This window comes from Pseudoalteromonas sp. A25, assembly GCF_009176705.1.
In the GTDB taxonomy this organism is placed as follows: Bacteria; Pseudomonadota; Gammaproteobacteria; order Enterobacterales; family Alteromonadaceae; genus Pseudoalteromonas.
In genome coordinates this window covers 3388591-3411052 of sequence record NZ_AP021846.1, presented here as the reverse complement: position 1 = coordinate 3411052, position 22462 = coordinate 3388591, and the positions used below count along the sequence as shown (strand labels likewise).

Here is a 22462-nt window from a genome sequence, read left to right as displayed (position 1 = left end):
ACATGGTATCGGCAAAAAAATTTGCCCTATGGTAGCAATGTTTTATCTATATTTCACTGGTCTGCTTTGCACTATGGTCACTTATATCATATACCCTTTAGTGCTATTTTCAGAGTAGCTAATTGACTATACTGACCCAGTTAGTGAAACACATCCTATTATTAATCGCGTGTCAAAGAGATCAGGATATGAATACCAAGGAAAAAATAATTCGTACCAGTATCGCTCTTTTTAACCTACATGGTGAAAGAGCCATTACGACGAATCACATTGCCTCAAATTTGGGCATTAGCCCTGGCAATCTGTACTACCACTTTAAAAACAAAGAAGACATTATTCGCAATATCTTCTCCTTATATCGTGAGCACTTAAGCACTCACTTTAAGCCATTAGATACCGAATTTGAACCACTGGAGCAGTTAACAAAATATTTAGACTCTTTATTTGATTTAATGTGGCGTTATCATTTTTTCTACGACAACCTAACTGACATCTTGGCAAGAGATGGCGTACTTAAAAAGCAATATATTGAGTTTCAAACCGATTTGTTTGAGCAGGTTCGTTCCGTTGTTATTGGTCTAAGAACAAGTAAAGTAATTGATATAACCGATGAAGATGCCAAAGAGCTTGCTCATATGCTGAAAATGACCGTAAGCTTTTGGACTCCGTATGTAAAAGCGCGCAGAATGACCGGCGTACTCGAACAGCAAGATATTTACAATGGTATTGTAAAAGTACTGATGTTGTTTAAGCCTTACTGTACAGACTTAAGTGTTGATAAAATCCAAAGTTTACAGACTCAATATCAGCAACTTGCTGATGAGTCACTGCCTAGCATTGCATAGCAAAAAGCAATAATCGGTTTGTTTATTTCCTAGACGCATAGAAATTTGCTATAATCGCGCGCCCGATATCCCGGCGCGCATTCGCCCTGCAAAAGAGTTATTTCTATGTTTAAATTTATCGTCAAACTGCACCCTGAAATTGCCATAAAAAGCAAATCAGTCCGAAAACGTTTTACTAAGCTGCTAGAGAAGAACATTAAAATTCTTTTAAGCCGCGTTGACGACCAAGTAAAAGTAAAGAATAACTGGGATAACATCGCAGTTGTGAGCGAGTGCTCTGATGATAAGACTCGCGAAGCCTTGATTGACAACTTAAAGCGTGTGCCGGGTATTGTGCAATTTATTGAAGTGCAAGAAACAACTTTTGATAGCCTCGATGATATTTACCAGCGCACGCTGGAGCTTGCTGGTCATACTGTAGAAAATAAAACCTTTTGTGTTCGTGTTAAACGTAATGGCAAGCATGATTTTACCTCAAGCGATGTCGAGCGTTATGTGGGGGGCGGACTTAACCAAAATGTTGCTGGGGCTAAGGTTAAGCTCAGCAAACCAGATGTAACAGTTAAGATTGAAATAAAAGATGAGCTTGCTTATATCGTGACTCATACGCATTACGGTGTGGGTGGATTTCCTTTACCAAGCCAAGAGGATGTGTTGTCGCTTATCTCTGGCGGGTTTGACTCTGGCGTGGCGACATACCAAATGATCAGAAAAGGTGCGCGTACACACTTCTTGTTTTTCAATTTAGGTGGTGCTGCACACGAGATTGGAGTTAAGCAGGTTAGCCACTATTTATGGAAAAGATATAGCTCGACACACCGCGTTAAGTTTATCACTGTAGACTTTGAACCGGTTGTAACTGAGATCTTAGAAAATGTTGAAAATGGTCAGATGGGCGTGGTGCTTAAGCGCATGATGATGCGCGCTGGTAGCCAAATTGCAGAGCGGTTCAACATACCGGCACTTGTCACAGGTGAAAGCATTGGTCAAGTATCAAGCCAAACGCTAGCAAACCTGAATGTTATCGACCGCGTAACCGAAACGTTGATTGTTCGCCCGCTTATTCAGCATGATAAGGCTGATATCATCAAAATCGCCCGTGAAATTGGCACCATTGAAATGGCAGAGGCAATGCCTGAATATTGCGGTGTTATCTCTAAAAAGCCGACAGTAAAAGCTAAATTAGACACCATTTTGGCTGAAGAGCAGAAATTTGACTTTGACGTGTTAGATACGGTCGTTAATAACGCGATTGTTAAAGACATTCGCGACATTGAAGCCGAAGCAAAAGAAGAAGTGAAAGAAGCCGAAACCGCCAGTGAGTTGCCAAGCAATGGCGTGGTGCTCGATATTCGCTCTCCTGATGAAGAAGATGCTAATCCACTAGAAATTGAAGGTGTTGAAGTGGTGCACTTGCCATTCTTCCGCCTTGCTACAAAGTTTGCTGATCTGCCACAAGATAAAGAATACTTTTTATATTGCTCCAAAGGGGTAATGAGCCAACTGCAAGCGCTGATCCTACACGAAAATGGTTTTATGAACGTCAAAGTGTATAAACCAGAGTAAGTCTAACTGTTTTAAAAAGCCGAGCCTGCTCGGTTTTTTTATGCCAAGTGCAAAGCGCGGATAGTGTGTAGCATTGATGTATTCATAGGGGTAGCAATATGGTGTTTTTCGCCAAGTTCCACAATATATCCGCAAATTGCATTAATTTCGGTTTCGCGGTTATGTGTAACGTCTTGTGCCATAGATGAGAAGTTATGTTGAGTACGCGCCATAACTTGGTATGCACTATCAAGCGCTTGTGACAGAGGCAGGTGAATACCTTCACATTTGGCAATGGTACATGCTTCGTTAAGGAGCGATAAAATAGTGCTGGCAAAGCGCGGCTGTCTAAGCTGACCATTAGGGACTTGATGAAGTGCGCTTAACGGGTTAATTGCGATATTAACGACTAATTTTTGCCATCGGAGTAAGTTTATATCGTTATGTATATAGCTTGGTGGCAGTATCGTTTCAAAGAAGCCTTGGTAAGCCTGCGTTAAGTTATTTTTTGCGCATCGGTTACAAGCCCCAACAAACGTATCGCCTATTCCTGTTGCTTTAACATGATTATCGCTTAGCTTTAATGCGCCCCTAGCGGTGCTGACAAAATAAAGTGCTTGGCGTGGCTTAAGTTGCTCAGTTAACTGTGTCAGATCCGACATACCATTGTGACTAATAAACAAGCTGGCTGTATCGGATAACAGCGGGAGCACATCCGTCAAAGCATGCAGCAATTGGTATGATTTCACACAAACAAAGCAGTTTTCAATTGTAGTAGGCTCTGATTGAGCCTGTTTTAATGTCATGGTATTGGCATTTATTGCTGCCGTGTGCTGCTGTGTGTATCGCCACTCACTGAAGTGCTTATGACGTGACACGATAGTAATGTTGTGCTTTTTACTTAGTGCGTTGGCAAATGTTAAACCAATTGCGCCCGCACCGATAATATGTACTCTAGCCATGCTTGTTAGTGCGCCACGCTCGCAAGGCAAGGTAGCTTAGGTAGTAGCATAGTGCGCCCAAGAAATCAGCAACAAAATCCCCAAGAGAGGCTTGCCTGTATGGGAGCGAGTCTTGCATTACTTCAATGCCAATGCCATAGGCCGCTAACAATACCAATTGTGCAATCATGGGCCATTTGAAAGCGTGGTGCATGATAAATGCCAAGGCGAAAAAGATAGCGAAATGAACCACCTTGTCAGCATGCTCAAACCTTACGCCTGAGTGCTGAAATTCCTTTGCGAATAAATAGGTACATATAGCCAATGTTACTAAAAGTAAAACTTGATAAACCCGCCTGGTCACAAAACTTCCTATCTGGTTAAAAGCCGTTTATTTGGGGCTCAGTATATCACCTAAAACTGGCTGGTGGGTGAATATCACTTTTTTACCCACATTCTTATTTTGATTGATATAATTGAGCTATTCATATTTTAGGAGAATAACATGCCTTCTTTTGACATTGTGTCTGAAATCGAAATGACCGAAGCAAAAAATGCGGTTGATAATGCAAAGCGTGAACTTGAAACGCGCTATGACTTCCGTGGGGTCGATGCATCTATTGAGTTGACGAATGAAATGATCACGTTAAAAGCCGAAGCCGATCCTCAAGTTATGCAATTATTTGATATTTTAGCAAATAAGGCATCTAAGCGAGGCCTTGATGTGGCTAGTTTAGAATTAAAAGATATCGAACGTGCTGGCAAACATGTGTCGCGTAAAGTTGCTTTAAAGCAAGGTATCGAAAAAGAGATGGCTAAGAAGCTCGTTAAACTGATCAAAGACTCAAAAATTAAAGTACAAGCGGCTATTCAAGGTGAAGAAGTACGCGTGACCGGTAAGAAGCGTGATGATTTACAAGAAGTGATGCAGCTTATACGTGGTGCAGAGCTTGGCCAGCCTTTTCAGTTTAAAAACTTCCGAGATTAATTAAGCGTGCTTTAGCTTGCGCTCAATTGCAAAAAACAACCCAAATCATCTAAAGCAAGCACTGACTGAATTTGCTTGCTTTAGATTTCTAGACGTCCATTGACAATCCTTTCTAAAGTTCGCACAATAGCGCCTCCATTTAAGGTGCTTAGCTAGACAGTGTGTTGCGCTGTCGTGATAAAGAAAATTTCAATTAAATAGCTAAGATAATCGGGAAGTTGGTGACATTCATAGGAGTGACTGTAATCCAACACTGCCCCCGCAACGGTGATGTCAAAGTGGCAAAGTCCGGAGACCGGCCTTAAATTCAACTTACTAGTATTACTTGTGCGGTGGGCGCAAGTTTGAGGATATCATGCAAAACAAATCAACTTTGGCAGTGGCTATTTTAGCTGCTGTATCATCTGGTGTCTGTGCACAAACCACACAGCAAGACATTGAAAAAATAACCGTTACTGCAAATAAGTTTGAGCAAGCTATCAACAACACGTTGGCAACGGTCAATGTTATTGAACGTGCGCAAATTGAGCAAAGCAATCTTAGAGATTTACCTTCATTATTGAATACTGTCGCAGGTATCGATGTTGTGAAAAATGGTGGCTTTGGCCAAAAAGCGAGCGTGTTTTTGCGTGGGGCTGCCACCAAGCACGTGTTGGTGCTTGTTGATGGGGTGCGGATCAGTGATGCAAATTCGGGCAGCGTGTCGTTTACTAACATTCCATTGAACAGTATTGAGCGTATTGAAGTAGTAAAAGGTGCGCGTGCCGCCGTTTATGGCTCTGATGCATTGGCTGGCGTTATCAATATTATTACTAGAGAAGCACAGCAGCACCAAATAAGTCTTACATCAGGTAGTCATAATTATGTTGCTTATCAGCAAGCTGGACACTTTTCATCTGAGGCATTGTCGTTTAGCTTTAATCTTGGTTATGAAGACACGGATGGCTTTGATGTAACGGCGAAGGCTGCTGATATGCCTCTTGATAAAAACCATGATAGCGATGGTTATACGAATAAAAATATCGGTTTTAATTTGAGCTATGACAGTCAACTTGCCGGTAAACTCTCGGCACAAGTACAATATAGTGAGGGCGATAGTGATTATGATAGTTCATGGGGCAACGATGCCTACGAGTTTGAAAATTATACTGCTAAACTTGGCTGGGACAAGCGATATGGTGCAGTGGAGCATTACGCGAGTGTGAGTACATCACAAGAAGAAAATACCCAAACTGGCACACCTAAGCATGATGTTTATAGTACTGAGCGTGTTGAGTTTGAATATCGCGCACTTTATCGATGGTCAGAGGCGCTGCAGTTGTCAGCGGGTCTAAGTCATTTAAACGAGGACTTATCTGAGGCGTCAGCCGAATTTACCCACTCTGAACGTACAAACAAAGCGATATATGTTGGCGGATTTTTTGAGCAGGGACCGTGGCTTGCAAACATAGTGACACGTACAGATGAATATGACTTTCACGGCCGAGCTAATACCTACACAGCAGGGGTTGGCTTTAAAGCAAATGATACTGTTACTTTTAGAGTGAATCATGGAACGGCATTTAGAGCACCGACACTAACTCATGCGTATGTAAAAAACAGCCCATGGTATTTGCCTAACCCAAATATTAAGCCTGAAGAAGCCACGAATAGCGAGATCGGTGTGTCACTTGAAACTGGGTGGGGCCACTACGATGTCGCTGTCTTCAATAATAAAATAGATAAGATGATCGTGAGCTTGCCAAACGAAACAGGTAAATATGTGGCTAGCAATATCAATAAAGCGAGCATGAAAGGAGTGGAATTATCAGCGGTTGCTTCTGCTTGGGGAATTGACCATCGTGTTAATTTAACTTTATTAGATGCAAAAGATAACTCGACAGGTAAAAAACTAGTACGTAGGCCAGATACGTCATTCAATTACACACTCTCGAAATCATGGCAGCAACTAGATGCGAGTTTAACACTGCAATATCGCTCATCGCGACCCAGTATCACGTTGTACGATAGCCAATTTAATGCTGTGGAAAGAACTTTAGGTGCTTATACCATCTTTAGTGCAGCGGCAAACTATGCACTGTTTGATAATATTGCGCTTAACGCGAGGTTGGAAAACCTCACCGACAGAGAGTACATTACGGCTGCTACCGGTATTGCAACAAATGGCGACACTTTGGGATATGTACCGCAGGGTAGGCAAGCTTATGTCGGTGTAACAGTACAATTTTAATTGTTTAGTAGATTAAATATGTGGTCAATCAAAAAGCCAGTTTCATGAAACTGGCTTTTTGCTTTTTACTCTTTTAATAGGTGGCTAAATTGTGTTTTGAACTTAGCCAGTTTTGGGGCTATTAAGATACTACAATATCCTTGGTTAGGATTATTGGTGTAATAGTCCTGATGGTATGATTCTGCACTATAAAATGGGCATGCAGCAGATACTTCAGTCACAATCGGCTCGGGGTGGGCAGTTTGCTGTGACGCTATTTCATCCTTTGCTTGATGGTGTTGCTGCTCATCATGGTAAAAAATCACACTGCGATATTGTGTACCCACATCGTTACCTTGTCGATTCAACTGAGTTGGATCATGCAGTGTAAAAAACATCTCTAGTAGTTGTTTGTAATTGATAACTTGGGGATCGAATAGGATCTCAACGACTTCTGCATGGCCTGTATCACCTTGACAGATTTGCTGATAAGTTGGCTGCTCGATGTGTCCGCCACAGTACCCAGAACGCACTTTAACAACTCCATTTACTTGACGAAAAGCGGCATCAATACACCAAAAGCATCCGCCTCCTAAAGTCGCTTTGTGTAGGTTAGTCATGTTCTAACTCCTTGTGTTCTTTTGCCTGAGAGGCCAGTTTTTGGCTAATAAACTCAGGAGATTGTGTGTGTTTCGCTAACGCGTTATATGCACATGGGATTATAAATAGCGTCAAAATTGTCGCGACACTTACCCCTGCAAAAATAACCACACCTATTACCATACGGCTTTCAGCACCGGGCCCCGATGCTAAAACTAATGGGATCGCACTCATTACGGTAGTCAAAGAGGTCATGATGATGGGTCTTAGCCTTTGTACAGAGGCATCTAAGATCGCTTGTTCAAAGGGGATACCGCGATCACGAAGTTGGTTGGCAAACTCAACAATTAAGATACCATTTTTAGCGCTTAACCCTATCAACATCACGATACCTATTTGACTATAAATATTAAGGCTATTACCTGTTAAATAGAGCCCATAAAGCGCGCCGACGAGCCCAAGCGGTACGGTTAACATGATAACCAATGGGTGCACAAAGCTTTCAAATTGTGCGGCCAGTACTAAGAAGGTAACGGTCAGCGCTAACACAAACACATACGTCATTGCTGATGCGCCTTCATAATAAAGTTGTGATTCGCCTTTATAATCAATCGCCCCATCAATGTCATTTTCTTGTGCTGCGACGTCATTCAAAAATGTAAGTGCTTCAGCGAGTGTGTAATTGTCAGCTAGGTTGGCAGTAATCGTGATTGCCCGCATACGGTTGTAACGGTTAAGTCGCGCTGCAGTTGCTTCTTCACGGATACTGATCAAACTATCAAGTGGTACAAGCGCATCGGTGCGAGATTTTACGAAAATATTATGGATATCGTTGGGAGCGCTAAAGTCAGATTTTATGCCTTTTAAAATGACATCATACTCTTCACCACGGTCTATAAATGTGGTGACACGGCGCTGGCCTAACATTGTTTCTAGGGTGCGACCTATGTCGCTAATCGACACGCCAAGATCGGCGGCTTTGGTTTTATCGATACTGATTAAAAATTGAGGGAAAGTTTCTTTATAGTCATGATCGATTCTTACTAATCCTGGGTTTTGTTGAGCACGCGCAATAATCTTATCTCGCCATTGCACTAACTCATCGTAGTCGTTACCTTGCAGCACAAACTCGACTGGTCTAGATTGGCCGCCACCGCCAATACCACGACGCATAATTGCAAACGCTCGCACATCGGTTACTTCGCGCATAGTTGCACTGATCTCTGCCATGACTTCCCATGAAGAGCGCTTGCGCTCATCCCAATCTGGCATACCAACAATGGCAACGCCCCCGCGACCGCCCCATCCGGGCACACGCACTAAGACTCGGCTCAGTTCGCCCTTGTCAACGTATGGGAGCAAGCGTTGCTCTATTTGTTCCATATTAGCTAAATTATTTTCGTAGCTCGCCCCCTCAGGGCCATTCATCATGATAAAGAAAGTACCTCGGTCCTCTTTTGGCGTGAGCTCAGAAGAAATGTGTTGCATGAGCGTATAGCTAGCTAGTCCTGCAAGCGCCAGTGTCACTATCAGGCTGTATCTACGAACAAGGTTATCTTGAAGTACTTTTCGGTAGCTTTGCTCCAAACGTGAGAGCAGCTTTTCCGTCCATTGAGTGAAGCGGTTTTCTTTTTCACTTGGTTTAAGTACTTTGGAGCATAAGGCAGGAGATAAAGTTAACGCTGTAATGCTAGAAAATAGTACAGCTGCACTTACCGCCATCGCAAATTCAGTAAATAGTGCGCCAATTCGGCCATCCATAAATACCAGTGGAACAAACACAGCTATTAATACAAGCGTTGTTGCCACAATCGCAAATCCTACTTGTCTTGCGCCTCTAAATGCCGCTAGTAAAGGTGGTTCACCTAGCTCTATACGGCGGTGGATATTTTCTAACATGACGATGGTATCATCTACGACAAGGCCAATCGCTAGCACCAGCGCAAGTAAAGTGAGTAAGTTGATTGAATAACCCATGGCCAGCAAAAACATAAATGTGGCTACCAATGCCACTGGTACAGTCAGTGCTGGAACCAATGTTGCTCTCACATTTCCCAAGAATAAGAAAATCACTGCAACCACTAACGCCATTGCAATGGCAAGAGTGCGATACACTTCGGTGATAGACTCACGAATGAACACCGACGAGTCGTAGCTGTCTTCTATGGTAGTGCCTTCAGGTAGGTTTCGTTTAATCTTTTCAAGCTCTTTTCTAGCATTATCAACTACATCCAGTGTGTTAGCCTTAGCTTGTTTAACAATGCCTAGGCCAATCATGTTGTTGCCATTACCACGAAAGGTGCTTTCATCATCAACGGCTTCAAGGCGTACGTCAGCAACTTCTTTGAGTTTGACCAAGTAGCCTTGCTCACCGCGCTTGATGATCAAGTTGGCAAAGTCTTTTTGGGTTTTATAGCTACGGGTGATGCGAACCGCAAAATCTCTATCCATTGACTCTATTTCGCCAGCTGGTAACTCTACGTTTTCTCGCCTCAGTACTTGTTCAATATCACTACTAGTCACGCCTCGAGCTGCCATCGCTCTTCTATCTAACCAAATCTTCATCGCATATTGACGTTCACCGCCAATGCGAACATTTGATACACCATCCACTACCGCAATACGGTCAACGATGAACCTTTGGGCATAATCTGACAGTTGTAGCGTGTTCATCGTTTCACTATTAAGCACAAACCAAGCAATTGGACTTTCATCAGAATTAGATTTTGAGACCTCTGGTGGGCGTACTTGTTCTGGCAAACTATCTAAAGCTCGGGACACGCGTTCTCGAACATCATTGGCTGCGGCATCGATGTCTCGGTCTATATTAAATTCGATGGTGATATTTGACCGACCATTGCGACTAGATGAGGTGATGCTCTTTATGCCTTCAATACCTGATATTCTGTTTTCAAGCACTTGAGTGATCTTAGCTTCAACCACTTCACTAGACGCGCCTGTATAGTTGGTACTCACACTCACTATCGGGGTTTCAATATCAGGATATTCTCTCAACGGCAACATGCTAAATGCGACTATGCCAAACGTTAATAATAGTAGATTAATAACTATGGCAAAAACGGGCCGTCTTACGGCGGTATCAGTGATCCTCACAGCCGACTCCTATCCTTTGACCATAACGTTGCTGCCAGGGCGAATTTTAATTACCCCCTCGGTGATCACTTGCTGACCTTGCTCCACTCCGGATGAAATCGCAACCCAGCCTTTAAATCGCGCGAGTATATTTATCTGAACTTGTTGGGCCTTGTTTTGCTCATCAATAACATAGACATAATGTTTATCTTGACGAGGGATCACACTTTTCTCTGGTAGCATTACAGCATGCAGTGACGTAAGTTGTAACTCTATATGCATGAGCATGCCTGGGCGAAGCAGGGCGTTGGTGTTGTCAAAACTTGCTGTTACTTGGACTGTGCGGGTATCGCTATCAATTCTAGGGTCTATGTGAGTGACTGTGCCAGCAAAAGTTTGATTCGAATATGCATCACTCTTGCCGACCACGGTCATACCAAGCTTAAGTGTGCCTAGGTGCTTCTCAGGTACGTGAAAGTCGACTTTGATGATGCTGATATCATCTAATGTGGTTATTGGGGTGTTAGAGCTGACAAAGCTACCAACAGAGACGAGCCGTTTGCCTAGAACACCTGAAAAAGGGGCATTAATCAACAGTTCGTCCAGTTTACTTTGCTCTAGTTGCAAGCTAGCTTGCAATGCGTCAACGATGGAGCGTTGCGTTTCGAGTTGCGAACGCGCAGCCGACTGGCTTTTGGCTAAGTCCTCCAATCGTTTTAGCTGCCTTTGCTGCTCTTTGAGGTTAATTTTAAGTTCTTTGACGGCAAACTTTTCTTGCTGACTTTGTAGCTGTACCAGCGGCTCGCCTTGCTTAACCTCATCACCATCGTTAAAGTAAATGTGTGTAATGTAGTCATTTTGAGCGCTTGATATATGCACAGCATGATTCGCTCGGGCGCTACCAACGGCAGACAGTGATATTGTTTTACTTTGCTTTGTTACGGTTTGAGCATTAACCGTTGTGGCGCTGTTTGCGCCTCGAGTCATTTTCCCCTGGGTGCTGGGTAGATATAAGTAACCGGTTATGGCAATGAGGAGCAAAATGATAAATGGAAATAGTGCTTTGCCAGATTGTTGTGTGAACATAAAAAAATACCACCAAAAGAGATACTACTAGTGTACAAAATACAACTCATATACATATAGTTAGGTATCTCATAATTTTGTGAATTGGCCGAAAAGTTGACCGTATTGAAACAATTAAACCGTTCTGAAAAACAAGGTAAGCCGAAGCGAGCACCTTGTAGTACCTGTATCACAATAAGATATGTGATTCTTTGGGCGTTGTTGATGTTTATTTTCTATTTTGGTTTTTATGTCGAATAAGCGAGTACAATTACGTGCCTTGGCGAACCGCCACAGTGTTGAGTTTATGTTGGTTGGTGCCATTAGTTTAATCGTTATCATGCTATTTGTTTCGTTGCGAAGCACTCCAATCAGCATAGTTGAAATTTTGTTGAGTGCGGCTGCATTGTTAGCAATATTAATTGGTTTTTTGAAAAGTCAGCAGCCGTATTATAGTTTAGTTATTGATAATAAAGAAATATGCTATATACACCGGTTTGGAATGTGGCGTATTCAATATGAAAATTTCCATAGCGCAGGGGTGCCAACGGTATCACAGGGACTTGAAATTCTTGAGTTAAATGCGGTTGGTATTAAACTTAAGGATATTGATGAGTTTTTGAATGCTTTAAGCCCAAGATTAGCTGGAAAATTGTTGATAGAACAGCGGTATATTTTTTTACAAGCTGTTAAAATACATTGCAAAAACGGCAACTGCCCATCAGAATGGCTAGTTGAACCGAACGATTATCGCTCACCATCAGGTGCCCAGTACACTGGTTTGATAGCGATGTTTGCAAATAGAATGCATAATCTTAAAACGTTGACTGGATATGATTTGCTTTTGCCAGCAACGGTTTTAGATAGGGATATATGGCATTTTTCGACATTATTAAATCGCTGGAAGTTAAGTCCAGATGAGGTGGTTGCATTGTTGCTGGATAGCAAACAACCATAACGAAAGAAGTAACAGGAACAATCCATGAGCACAGAAAGAGCCTTTATTAAGAGTGGCAGAAACACCATCATACATAAAGAGAAAAAGCTCGATTTAGTTATTGTGAATGGCGAGACTCACCCAAAGATTAAAGTAACTCCTATGGGCCTTGTGCCGTTCAAAGAAGAGTTACCGAGAAATCGAAGGGAGGCAAAAGAGCGCTACCTAGAAGTAGTTCAAATCTCAAGCGTTGATATTTTTGGTGAAGTAAAACGTTTACTGTTTATTCAGGCTTTAGACGGTAGAGAATATAAAGTGGACTATTCAAAAGTAGGTACAAAGCTTTTTGTACGAATACACCAAGATAGCTATTTGTAACACATTACAAAGGAGAGGTGATGCAAATCACTCAGGCTTTACCGCTGTTAATTGGCATATTGTTAGTTGGATGTGGAGGCGGTGGCTCTGACTCTAGCTCTGCTGTAGAAAATGCCAGTATTAATGTTGGCGACGATTTTACGGTTTTGGAGAAGTCAGATTTTACGCTCACCGCACAGGTGTCTCCTCAAGGAGGTACTGTAAGCTGGCAGGTGGTGAGTGGACCAAACATTGAGGGGTTTCCTCAAGATGGCGAAGAAGTTTCCGTTACAGCACCCGATGTAAAGTCTGATACCGTTGCTAATTTTAAAGCTGATTATATCGCGCCAGATGGTAATGTAGTGTCAGATACTATAACCGTTTCATTCACCTCTCAAAATCAGTTGCCAATCCCTGTTGTTGCCCAGACTCTTCCAGAAGAAACACAAGCTAAATATTTGGATGTTATTGAGTTCAGTGCCGCAGAGTCTAGTGATCCTGACGAAAATGGACAGGTCGTTGGTTATGCGTGGCAGCAGATATCAGGGCCTGCTCTGTCACTGGATACTACGACTGAACAAACGCTTCGGTTTGTTCACCCATTGCTCGTCAAAAATGATGTGGCAAAATTTCAGCTTACATTGACAGATGATGAAGGGGGAAGTGCAAGCACAGAGTTTAGCATTACGTTACTTAAGGCTGATAAACCTGTTATCGCTGACGCTGGACAGCCGCAAACCGTGGTAGAGTTTGACTCTGTTGTGTTAGATGCATCGAATAGCAAAACCGCATCAGGAATTTTTAGTTGTGTTTGGGAGCAAGTCGCGCTATCGGGTAATAGTAAGTCGGTTGAAATAGAAGATAAAAACAAATGTATAACGCAATTTATTGCGCCAGATGTTGATGTGACTACGTCAATTTCATTTCAAGTGGCTGTCACAGATCCCAATAATTTTAATGATACTGATACTACTGAGATTTCACTTGAGCCCAAAGCACTGGGACTTATTCAAGATACCGGTGTTACGCAGTGTTATGATAGCAGCGCAAAAGTAAGTTGCGCGAGTAGTGATTATCCTCGCCAAGATGCGGATATTGGACGAGACAGTGTTGCTACATTTATAGATAAATCCGGTAAAGGTAGGGCCTCATTTGATTACACAAAATTAAATGAGTTTGCCGATGAGCTACCAGATACAGCAACTAATTTTAGCTGCGTTAGAGATAATATTAATGGACTAATATGGGAAGTTAAATTAGCAAACACAGGCACGGTACCTAATACCAACGTCAGAGATGCCAATAACCATTACACATGGTATGTCTTAGATGACAAAGGTGAGGCCTTGCCAGGTGGCGTGACTGGAGCTGCTAACTCTACGTGTCCAAGTAATGTAGATTGTGGCGTTCAAACATACATTGATACGGTCAATAGTAGTAACTTTTGTGGTGGAAGTAACTGGAGACTGCCAACCTATGTTGAACTACTTAGCCTCGTTGATTTTGGCATAGAAGAAGCCTTGCATTTGCTTGATACAGAGATGTTTCCGAATATGCCGGCACAGTCACAGCTTGGGCATCTTTACTATTGGACGGCCCAAACTAGCGTTGATGGGCGAAGTTTAACGCAAGCATTTATTTTAGATATGCAAACGGGTAACGATCTTGCCTATCCAAAATCAAATACCGCATACGTGAGATTGGTGAGAACGCCGTGAAGATACGTTATAGCTTAATAACTTTTAATATTTTATTATTTTTATCAATCCCCAGTTACGCTGAGCAGGCCTGTGTAGAAAAAACGGTAACGCCCAGCACGACCCCCTCTGAACGATTTACTGTTAACGATAATGGCACCGTGCTAGATAGTAAAACCGGCCTGATGTGGCAAGTGTGTGATTTTGGCCAAAGCTTCGATAATCAAACTAAACAGTGCAACAGTGCAGCGTTGCAGCTTAATTGGCAGCAAGCGCTTAGTGCAGGCAAAAATAGTGATTATGCAGGGTTTAAAGACTGGCATGTCCCCAATGTTAAAGAATTAGCAAGCATTCTTGAGCATCGTTGTGTTGAGCCTGCAATTAATTTAGCGGTATTTACATCGGCACAAAGCGACAATTATTGGACTAGTACGACAGCAACGTCTCAAGTTGATCATGCTTGGGCCTACCAATTCTCTGATGGTAAAAACAATCTAAAAGCTAAAACATCAGATATCTTTTTGCGGCTTGTTAGATACGCCAAATAGCTTTGGCATTAGATAAAAATTTGCTACTCTTGGTCACGTTTTCTTTCGAGGAGTAGCACTGCTTTGTTTCGCTTAGCCTGTTTATCAACACTAATGTTATTGGGTTCTCATTCTGCATGGGCAAAAAATAAGTGCGATGTTGAGCTCAGTCATGGGTTAATAATCACTGACAGTGAAATTCGCATCGTTGATAACGGTCAAACAAGGGTGCAAATCAATAACGATGATCAGCTTTTGATCCGCGGTTATTGGGTTGAGTTATCAGAGCAAGAAACAGGGGTACTACGTGAGTATGCCACAGGTATAAGAGACACAGTGCCTGAACTAGTGAATTTGGCTACGGATGGGGTTAACCTGGGCCTAAGTGCTATTGAGCAGGTGGTTGAGGGTATGTCTGACAAAGAACCTGAAGTGCTTAAAACTCAACTGCAGTATGTAGAGCGCGCGTTAATGGATAAGTTTAAACGTGGTGACGATTTTTTCTTTATAGCTCCTCAGTCGCTTTCAAAAATTGATGATTTTTTTACCAAAGAGATAAGCAAAAAGATCCATTCTGCCGTGCATGGCTCGTTAGGCGCTATTTTGGTTTCGTTAGGTGATGCGTTTAAGTCCCGTGAAGGCAATATAGAAGATAGAATAACGGATATGGGGCAGCGTATGGACATTATCTCAAAGGAAATTGACAAGTCATTACAGAAAAAGGCGCTGCAACTCGAAGAAAAGGCTGAAGAGTATTGTGAATGTCTTAACACACTAGACAAGACAGAGACGCGTTTGCAAACAATTGTGCCTAGCCTGAGTGCTTATGATTTGGTTCAGATCCGCTCTTAGAGTTGGTAGAGGCGTTTGGCGTTACTGTAACTTAGTTTTTTCCATAATTTAGAGTTGCTTACAAGCTGATAATATTCACGCCAAACAGTGGCATAATCAGCTCTTATCAGACACACAGGGTAATTTGAGGCAAACATTACTCGCTCATCAGAAAATGTATTTAGCAGATAATTTAGTTGTACCTTTGCATCTAATGGTCTTTTGACATGTTCTTGGCCTGAGTATTTTATCGCTACATTATTGCAGCTTGCCATGTGTTCTAACCCCTTATGCCAATTATCATTTTTTTGTATAAAACCACTGTGATTAACCACAACTTGAAGTGTGTTGAGTGCTTTGCATAGTATTGAAAATTGCTTGGCTGCAGTTTCATGGGTCAATTCAAATTGGGCTTCGAAGATAAGTTGATTGCGGGCCAAATATGCGAGGTTGGGTGGTGTATTTGGGTGACTCAATTTGCTGATATGAGTACCCTCACTGATATCGCGGATCCCAATAAAGTGTGCTTTGCTTTTTAGCGCATCGAGCTTTTTTGCAAACAATGCTGGCGCTTGAGTGATATCTAGATAAGCAATAGCTTGGTAGGGAAGTGATGTCACCCGAGACGCAAGCCAGTCTAGTTCGGCACTAGGGGCATCATTATCAAAGCCCGCTTCAATATGAACGCAGCCGGCAAGCATGAACGTATCATCAAGCACTAAGTTTTCAGGTCCGTGATTGCGGGCAATTTTATCCAAATTAGGCCAAGAAGGTGCTGATGGACCTGTTAGCCAGCTATATTGACCCTGAGACAAATCAAAAAAGTGTAAGTGAGGGTCAATAATCGGCATCATTGGGCGGTATAACCTCCGTCTATACTCTGCAAACTTCCGGTAATGAAGCTAGCATCTTCACTGACCAAAAAAGCGACAAGTGCTGCGACTTCATGGGCTTGACCAAGTCGATTAAGTGGTTGTAATTGTGCTTCTTCAGCAACAATATCCGCTTTGTTGGCACCACTTTTTGCGCAGTAATTGTCAATTGCGCTATGGAACAAAGGCGTTTCTATGGTTCCGGGGCATACTGCATTTGCTCGGATGTTAAATGATGCGTAGTCCAGCGCGGTGGTACGAGCCATCGAGGCTAACGCAGCCTTGGTCATGTTATAAGCAAACGAGTTTGTTTTACCGATAATTGCTTGATCAGAGGATATGAACACAATGGTACCGTTGCGCTGAGTTTTCATGATAGGAAGCACAGCTTTAGTTGCCGCGTAGGCTCCTTTGACATTCAGCGCAAATAAACTGTCTAGGGTCTGCTCATCAGTGTTTTCAATATTTGCACTAAGGTGCTTTCCGGCGTTAGAGACTAACACGTCTACTGCGCCTGTTTGAGCAATGATCTGCTCTATACAAGTTTGTACTTCAGCCACTTTGCTTACATCACAGTGTACATACTCACCGACATCACTTGGTGCAATATCTAAATTATAAACTTGGAATTGTTGTGATAGCAGCTTTTGAACAATGGCCAAGCCAATGCCAAAGCTGCCACCGGTGACAATGGCAACTTTATTCATTTGCTTATCCCTTAGTGGCCACAGCCACCTGCACCATGAACATGACCGTGTGCAAGTTCTTCAGCAGTCGCTTCACGAACAGAAATCACTTCTACATCAAATGTGAGAGTTTTTCCTGCAAAAGGGTGGTTAAGATCGCAATCGGCATTAAATCTGCCTACTTTTACGATGCTTACTTGATGGCGACCTTGATTTGATTCAACAATAGCTGACATGCCAGGTTTCCATACTTTGTTATCGCCAAGGCCTTGCAGATGCTTAAGGGGAATGCGTTGGATTAGACCTTCTTGATACTCTCCATATGCCTGCTCAGGCTCTAAAGTCACACTGAATTTGTCGCCTGAAGCCTTACCTTCAAGGGCATTTTCAAGACCTGGCAGCATACTGTCGTTGCCATGTAAATAAGTGAGAGGCTCACCCGTAGTGCTTGATTCGATTTGTTCTCCAGCTTCACTAAGCGTGTAGTGAAACTCAACGGCGGTATCTTTTGCAATTTGCATAGCTATCTCGATTTTATCTGTTTGCGTGTATTTTACGTGAGCGAAGAGCTCAGAGCTAGCGGTTAGAACGAGTTTCTGGCTTTACTAGCCGTTCTAAGTCCGATAGAAAGACGTTTGGAGCAGGTTTTTTCTGTGTTTCATTCCCTTTTGGCAAATGTAAAACGAGCACTTTGCCTGGCTTCAATACTTGGTTGGGTTTGAGTTTGTTCCACACTAGCAGGTCTTTTACTGATACTTTGTAATGCTTACTTATTTTCCACAGTGAATCACCTTCATCAATCGTATGGTGAAACTCCATGGTCATTTGTTTAGGTTGTTGTACCTGTGCGACATAGGGGCTTATTTCGTAGTCAATAAGGAGGCTGTCAAAGGCCTGTGCTTGGCTTATTTTCAATGTTTCGCCAACGCGGATCATATCACTGGTTTTGTTGTTTAACAGTTTAATCGTCTCAATAGATGTGTTGAAGCGCTTTGCTAGGCGATAAAGGGTGTCGTTGTTTTGTACCGTATAAGTTTGGCTAAAATAACGTTGGAAAAAGCTACTTGTGTATAGTGCCTGCTCTGTAAAGGGAAGTAACACGATATGTGGCCCATTTGGGGAGCTTTGATGGCGCAGGTAGCCGGGGTTGAGTTTATGCAATAATGCTTTGTCGACACCTGTTAACGATGCCAAAATTGAAAAATCAAATTGCTGACCAATATCTAATGGGCTTGTTAGCGCATAATTTGGTATGTTTGGTCGTTTAAAGTTTGGGTGTTCAGTTTGTAATAGATAACTCAGCGCAATTAACTTTGGTACATAATCGGCGGTTTCCTTGGGTAACGATAAATGCCAAAAGTTGGTGTTTTTACCGCGACGCTTGTTTCTTTTTATCGCACTCTTTACACGTCCTTCGCCACTATTATATGCAGCTAATGCATGTAACCAGTTACCGTTAAAGCGTCTGTACAAGTAACTCAAATAATCTAAGGCTGCATGTGTTGAAGCCAACACATCTTGTCGTCCGTCATACCACTGATCGGTTGTGATACCAAAATGATAAGCTGTTGAGTTCACAAGTTGCCAAGCGCCCACGGCTTGCTGAGATGAAGTCACTTTGGGCCTAAAATCACTTTCTACAAATGGCAGTAACACTAACTCCATAGGCAGGCGACGTCGCTCAACCTCTTTGACGATATGATAAAGGTAAGGTTTGGCACGTTTTGACACAGATACAAGGTAATTTGGCTGTGCGAGATACCAATTGATGCGCTTTTCGAGTCGCTCGTTGGGTTCAATGATAAATCTCAATTGTGAACTTATTCTTTGCCACAGATCAGTGATTTGTGGTTTCTCTGCTTTGGTTAAACTTATTTTTTTTGGAGCTTCTTCAGTTTCTTTAGTCTCGTTATTTACAGGCTGCTCAACTACAGTAGTGCTTACCAATGAGTTGTTGATGGCTACGGTGTCTTGCTTATTTTCTACTGAAGGTTGGGTTGTAGCACAGGCGTTTAGGAAAAGTGCGCACGTGCCTATGACGCTAAATAGCCTTAACCTTAGGAGCAGCAGATTTAGATTATAGCGCTGCATCTTCATTTTCCTGCGGATAAGTATCTAAGCGACGTTTTGCAAGTTGGAAGTAGTGAATGAGTCGCTGTCTATCAATCTTAGGGTAGTGAGCGGATAGACTCTGTTTTACATAGTCATTCGAAAGGTCTTTATTTAGCGCTTCTATGAACATTATGGGCAGCTGCAGTAACTCTTTTTTATAGGGTTTACCGTGGGCAGGCAGCAACCAATTAATTTGCTCATTTGTTTTTAGGCTATCTAGATACGCAAGCCAATTGGCTAATTGCTGGTGTTTAATTAGTGGCAAACTATCAACACTATTACCTGCGATCAGTGCTTGGTTGCTGGGGTTAAACACAGATATGTCTGCAGAACTAAAGGCTGTTTCTGTTTTGAGTTCAATTTCAAGTTCACCGAGTTCTAGTATCAGTCGTTCCTGTTCAGGTAATGCGATTGGAGCGTTAAGGTTCAAGTGTTGCCAATCATTCAGCCTTTGCTGAGCGATATCGATATGCTTTTGTATCTTTTGACTATTTTTTGCTTTTGACAACCTTTGCTTGCTTAGTAAGACGCTTTGACGCAGCAGTGTTACTTTGTCATTTAAGGCTTGTTTGTACTGAACTAAGTTGTCTGCAATTGCTTGTCCTGCGTACCACTTAGCGCTGGGAAATGCCCTTTGAAGCAAAGATATACCGATCACTTGTTGAATATCTGCTGAGTTGCTGACTAAATAGCAAACAGGCACTTGTAATCGACGCTTTGCTGTATTTATCATTCTTTCAAGCGCCACAAAGTCACCATGGGCGTTGACGATGACCGCACAGTGCTTGCCAATAATAATTGCTTGATTTTCTTGAATATAGCGTGCTGGTTTTGAGGGCGATACTAGCCAAGTCGTGGCATCAACATGGTGCCATTGGTTTCCGTGGGCAACGCTACATAGCAGGCTGATAATAGCAGCAAAGATTAAACGCATAATCGCCTATTACTTACAACAAAAGAGGTGATAATTTAACCGATAATGCATTTTTTGGGAAGTAACAAATTACTTCCCCAAATGTTCTGTTAGTTTGTTTATGAGGGTTTGTTGTTGATTTTGTTGATATTCATTAGTTTGTTGAAGTGCTTGTAAATCGTGGCACAAATGCAATGCTGCAAGCAGAAGAGCATTTTGCTCATTTCTCACTGTTGATCTTTGTTTCATGTCTTCAACTCTTTGATTTAACAAAGAAACAGCGTCGAGGAGCACTTGTTCCTGCCCCTCTGTACACGCAAATTGATGTGTCTTTCCTAGTAAGGTGACTTCAACCTGGTTACTTTTCTCTGTCATTAGCTAGCCTGAGTTGCGCTTTGTAGCTTCTCTAGTAGACCTGCCAATGTGTTACTTGTGTCTTTTTGCTTTTCTTCACTTTCAAGTACTTCAAGTTGCAAAGTTTCATTTTCATCAACTAGCTTTGAGTTTTGTTCTTTAAGCTCAGAAAGTTGATTACTTAAGCGCTCATTTTGGGCGATTAATTGGTCAATTAGCTGTTCGAGTTGGGGAAGTGTATCGTTATTCATAAATGCGCTCTTATCACAGTGTTTTGTCATGCAAATGTAAAACAAAGTCGCTTAGGATGCTAGTGAATACACGGCTTTATACTGATTTTTATGTGAGTTTGAGCGATAATGGAGCTAATACACAATTTTATTCAGAAACGGTTCAGCTAAATAACCCCGTTTTATTAATAGGCAACATTATGCTTAGCTATCGACATTCATTTCATGCAGGCAATCCAGCCGACGTTCTTAAACACTTAGTTTTGGTAAACGTACTTGAGTATATGACTCGCAAAGAGGGTGGGTTTGATTACATTGACACCCACTCAGGGGCTGGTTTATTTGCGCTTAACAATGCTGATGCACAAAAAACGCAAGAGTATTTACAGGGCATTACTAAACTTTGGCAATATCAAGGAAGTAATACGGCGCTAACAGAGTATGTCAGCGTGATTAAAACATTTAACCACGGTGCATTAGATTTTTACCCTGGTTCGCCAAAAATAGCCGAGCATTGTCTTAGGCGCCAAGATAAAGGCTGGTTTTTTGAGTTACACCCTAAAGATCTGCAACTTCTTCAAGAAAACATGCATGGCAAGAAATCGCTGCGTGTCAGAGGCGAAGATGGCTTTAAGGGATTGCTCGGTTTGGTACCACCGGCATCCAGACGTGCTTGTGTTTTGATGGATCCTCCTTATGAAATAAAAACTGATTATGAGCAAGCCGCTTTGATGATTAGCAAAGCATATAAGCGCTTTTCTTCTGGCACATACATGATCTGGTACCCTGTTGTATCTCGTCAACGTATTGATGCGCTTGAACTTGCACTAAAAAACTCTGGCATGAAAAATATCCAGTTATTTGAACTGGCTACTGAGCAAGATACAGAGCTACATGGTATGACGGCATCCGGTATGATAGTGATTAATCCACCTTGGACTTTGAAAAAAACCATGGATGGCGTGTTACCTGAGCTCGTTGAAATATTGGGAAATAGCGACGCTTTCTTTAGAAGTGAACAGTTGGTTGAAGAATAACGAGCAGTGAATTTAATTTTATAAGCCCCGAAAGGGGCTGTTTCATGCGTTATTTTTTAACGAATTTAGTCAAAATAACAATACGTTGACCTTCAACGCGCCCCTCAATATGTTCTGGGTTTGATGTCAGGCCAATATTGCGAACTGCAGTGCCTCTTTTGGCCGTGAGTGAGCTGCCTTTTACGTCTAAGTCTTTAATTAGCACGACCGTGTCACCAGCATTTAATCTAGCACCGTTACTGTCTAAATGTATAACTTCCTCTTCGTGAGCCAACGCTTGCTCTGCCCAAGTTCGCGTTTCATCTTCTAGGTAAAGCATATCAAGCGCGTCTTGTGCCCAGCCGTTATCAGCTGCTAAGCGTTTCAACATTCTATAAGCAATCACCTGTACTGCGGGTACCTGACTCCACATACTGTCATTTAAACAGTGCCAGTGATTTGCCTCTAAATCATTGCTGTCTTCAACTTGTGACTTGCACACTTGGCACAGGTAAACACATTTGTCAGAGTGGGCTTCTGTTACTGGCGGGACCTCATATACAGATAATTCTTTTGTACTTGTACATAACTCACACTTGCCAGTGCTGCGTGTTTGCAAGGTAGCCTCGATACTCATAGCTCAG

At 42.3% G+C, this 22462-nt stretch carries 23 protein-coding genes and 1 riboswitch; of the genes, 10 read left to right on the top strand and 13 right to left on the bottom strand.

Annotated features, from left to right (window positions below; translation table 11 throughout):
• The first annotated feature begins 188 nt into the window (after window positions 1-188).
• Both GDK41_RS14745 and thiI read left to right on the top strand, forming a co-directional pair.
• Window positions 189-845, top strand: a complete 657-nt coding sequence (locus tag GDK41_RS14745; RefSeq protein WP_152087125.1) for a TetR/AcrR family transcriptional regulator — start codon at window positions 189-191, stop codon at window positions 843-845.
• Window positions 846-950: 105 nt separating this feature from the next.
• Window positions 951-2411 carry a tRNA uracil 4-sulfurtransferase ThiI gene (thiI, locus tag GDK41_RS14740; protein WP_152087124.1) on the top strand — a complete coding sequence of 487 codons (1461 nt, stop codon included), beginning with the start codon at window positions 951-953 and terminating at the stop codon, window positions 2409-2411.
• A gap of 38 nt (window positions 2412-2449) precedes the next feature.
• On the opposite strand, the gene GDK41_RS14735 is transcribed toward thiI, so the two are convergent.
• Both GDK41_RS14735 and GDK41_RS14730 read right to left on the bottom strand, forming a co-directional pair.
• A complete protein-coding gene (locus GDK41_RS14735) occupies window positions 2450-3352 on the bottom strand; it encodes a ketopantoate reductase family protein (protein WP_152087123.1) in 903 nt (300 codons plus the stop codon).
• The gene (locus GDK41_RS14730; RefSeq protein WP_152087122.1) at window positions 3345-3695 is read right to left on the bottom strand and encodes a VanZ family protein; all 351 of its coding nucleotides are present in this window, start codon (window positions 3693-3695) and stop codon (window positions 3345-3347) included. Before GDK41_RS14730 ends, GDK41_RS14735 begins: the two co-directional genes overlap by 8 nt.
• 141 nt (window positions 3696-3836) lie before the next feature.
• On the opposite strand from GDK41_RS14730, the gene GDK41_RS14725 reads away from it, so the two are divergent.
• Together GDK41_RS14725 and GDK41_RS14720 are read left to right on the top strand one after the other, a co-directional pair.
• Window positions 3837-4319, top strand: a complete 483-nt coding sequence (locus GDK41_RS14725) for a YajQ family cyclic di-GMP-binding protein (RefSeq protein WP_152087121.1) — start codon at window positions 3837-3839, stop codon at window positions 4317-4319.
• A 180-nt stretch (window positions 4320-4499) separates the two neighbouring features.
• A riboswitch (cobalamin riboswitch) is annotated at window positions 4500-4637 on the top strand.
• A gap of 37 nt (window positions 4638-4674) precedes the next feature.
• Window positions 4675-6549 carry a TonB-dependent receptor domain-containing protein gene (locus GDK41_RS14720; RefSeq protein ID WP_152087120.1) on the top strand — a complete coding sequence of 625 codons (1875 nt, stop codon included), beginning with the start codon at window positions 4675-4677 and terminating at the stop codon, window positions 6547-6549.
• Window positions 6550-6614: 65 nt separating this feature from the next.
• Here GDK41_RS14720 and msrA read toward each other — a convergent pair whose 3' ends face one another.
• The 3 genes from msrA to GDK41_RS14705 are packed head-to-tail and all read right to left on the bottom strand — an operon-like array spanning window position 6615 to window position 11307.
• The gene (gene msrA / locus GDK41_RS14715) at window positions 6615-7148 is read right to left on the bottom strand and encodes a peptide-methionine (S)-S-oxide reductase MsrA (RefSeq protein ID WP_152087119.1); all 534 of its coding nucleotides are present in this window, start codon (window positions 7146-7148) and stop codon (window positions 6615-6617) included.
• Window positions 7141-10242, bottom strand: a complete 3102-nt coding sequence (locus tag GDK41_RS14710; RefSeq protein WP_152087118.1) for an efflux RND transporter permease subunit — start codon at window positions 10240-10242, stop codon at window positions 7141-7143. Before GDK41_RS14710 ends, msrA begins: the two co-directional genes overlap by 8 nt.
• A 9-nt stretch (window positions 10243-10251) precedes the next feature.
• Window positions 10252-11307, bottom strand: coding sequence for an efflux RND transporter periplasmic adaptor subunit (locus GDK41_RS14705; RefSeq protein WP_152087117.1), 1056 nt, complete (start codon window positions 11305-11307; stop codon window positions 10252-10254).
• Window positions 11308-11593: 286 nt separating this feature from the next.
• Here GDK41_RS14705 and GDK41_RS14700 point away from each other — a divergent pair, with 286 nt between their 5' ends.
• From GDK41_RS14700 to GDK41_RS14680, 5 genes are all read left to right on the top strand, one after another.
• Window positions 11594-12244: a DUF2982 domain-containing protein gene (locus tag GDK41_RS14700; protein WP_442960189.1), complete on the top strand. Its 651-nt coding sequence runs from the start codon at window positions 11594-11596 to the stop codon at window positions 12242-12244.
• A 24-nt stretch (window positions 12245-12268) separates the two neighbouring features.
• Entirely contained in the window at window positions 12269-12601 is a 333-nt protein-coding gene (locus tag GDK41_RS14695) for a hypothetical protein (RefSeq protein WP_152087115.1), read from the top strand.
• A 20-nt stretch (window positions 12602-12621) separates the two neighbouring features.
• On the top strand, window positions 12622-14298 hold the full coding sequence (locus GDK41_RS14690; RefSeq protein ID WP_152087114.1) for an Lcl C-terminal domain-containing protein: 1677 nt from the start codon (window positions 12622-12624) through the stop codon (window positions 14296-14298).
• The gene (locus GDK41_RS14685; protein ID WP_232056470.1) at window positions 14295-14825 is read left to right on the top strand and encodes an Lcl C-terminal domain-containing protein; all 531 of its coding nucleotides are present in this window, start codon (window positions 14295-14297) and stop codon (window positions 14823-14825) included. Before GDK41_RS14690 ends, GDK41_RS14685 begins: the two co-directional genes overlap by 4 nt.
• Window positions 14826-14918: 93 nt before the next feature.
• On the top strand, window positions 14919-15656 hold the full coding sequence (locus GDK41_RS14680; RefSeq protein WP_152087596.1) for a YggN family protein: 738 nt from the start codon (window positions 14919-14921) through the stop codon (window positions 15654-15656).
• On the opposite strand, the gene GDK41_RS14675 is transcribed toward GDK41_RS14680, so the two are convergent.
• The 7 genes from GDK41_RS14675 to zapB all read right to left on the bottom strand — a co-directional run bounded on the left by GDK41_RS14675 (window position 15653) and on the right by zapB (window position 20823).
• The gene (locus GDK41_RS14675) at window positions 15653-16489 is read right to left on the bottom strand and encodes an amidohydrolase family protein (RefSeq protein WP_152087113.1); all 837 of its coding nucleotides are present in this window, start codon (window positions 16487-16489) and stop codon (window positions 15653-15655) included. The two genes, GDK41_RS14680 and GDK41_RS14675, sit on opposite strands and share 4 nt — an antisense overlap.
• Window positions 16486-17214, bottom strand: a complete 729-nt coding sequence (locus GDK41_RS14670; protein WP_152087112.1) for an SDR family NAD(P)-dependent oxidoreductase — start codon at window positions 17212-17214, stop codon at window positions 16486-16488. Before GDK41_RS14670 ends, GDK41_RS14675 begins: the two co-directional genes overlap by 4 nt.
• An 11-nt stretch (window positions 17215-17225) precedes the next feature.
• Complete coding sequence (locus tag GDK41_RS14665; RefSeq protein ID WP_152087111.1) at window positions 17226-17714, bottom strand: FKBP-type peptidyl-prolyl cis-trans isomerase; 489 nt, start codon at window positions 17712-17714, stop codon at window positions 17226-17228.
• 55 nt (window positions 17715-17769) lie between these two features.
• Window positions 17770-19284: a LysM peptidoglycan-binding domain-containing protein gene (locus GDK41_RS14660; protein ID WP_152087110.1), complete on the bottom strand. Its 1515-nt coding sequence runs from the start codon at window positions 19282-19284 to the stop codon at window positions 17770-17772.
• The gene (locus GDK41_RS14655) at window positions 19271-20239 is read right to left on the bottom strand and encodes a hypothetical protein (RefSeq protein WP_152087109.1); all 969 of its coding nucleotides are present in this window, start codon (window positions 20237-20239) and stop codon (window positions 19271-19273) included. The genes GDK41_RS14660 and GDK41_RS14655 overlap by 14 nt, the downstream gene beginning before the upstream one ends.
• A gap of 69 nt (window positions 20240-20308) precedes the next feature.
• Window positions 20309-20593 carry a cell division protein ZapA gene (locus GDK41_RS14650; protein ID WP_152087108.1) on the bottom strand — a complete coding sequence of 95 codons (285 nt, stop codon included), beginning with the start codon at window positions 20591-20593 and terminating at the stop codon, window positions 20309-20311.
• Window positions 20593-20823 (bottom strand): cell division protein ZapB, encoded by a 231-nt coding sequence (gene zapB / locus GDK41_RS14645; protein ID WP_152087107.1) that lies wholly within the window; start codon window positions 20821-20823, stop codon window positions 20593-20595. The genes GDK41_RS14650 and zapB overlap by 1 nt, the downstream gene beginning before the upstream one ends.
• 179 nt (window positions 20824-21002) lie before the next feature.
• Between zapB and GDK41_RS14640 the strand changes: the two genes are divergently transcribed.
• Window positions 21003-21839: a 23S rRNA (adenine(2030)-N(6))-methyltransferase RlmJ gene (locus tag GDK41_RS14640; protein ID WP_152087595.1), complete on the top strand. Its 837-nt coding sequence runs from the start codon at window positions 21003-21005 to the stop codon at window positions 21837-21839.
• Window positions 21840-21888: 49 nt separating this feature from the next.
• Here the strand turns inward: GDK41_RS14640 and GDK41_RS14635 are convergent, their stop codons facing one another.
• Entirely contained in the window at window positions 21889-22455 is a 567-nt protein-coding gene (locus tag GDK41_RS14635) for a PhnA domain-containing protein (protein ID WP_152087106.1), read from the bottom strand.
• Between the last annotated feature and the right edge of the window lie 7 nt (window positions 22456-22462).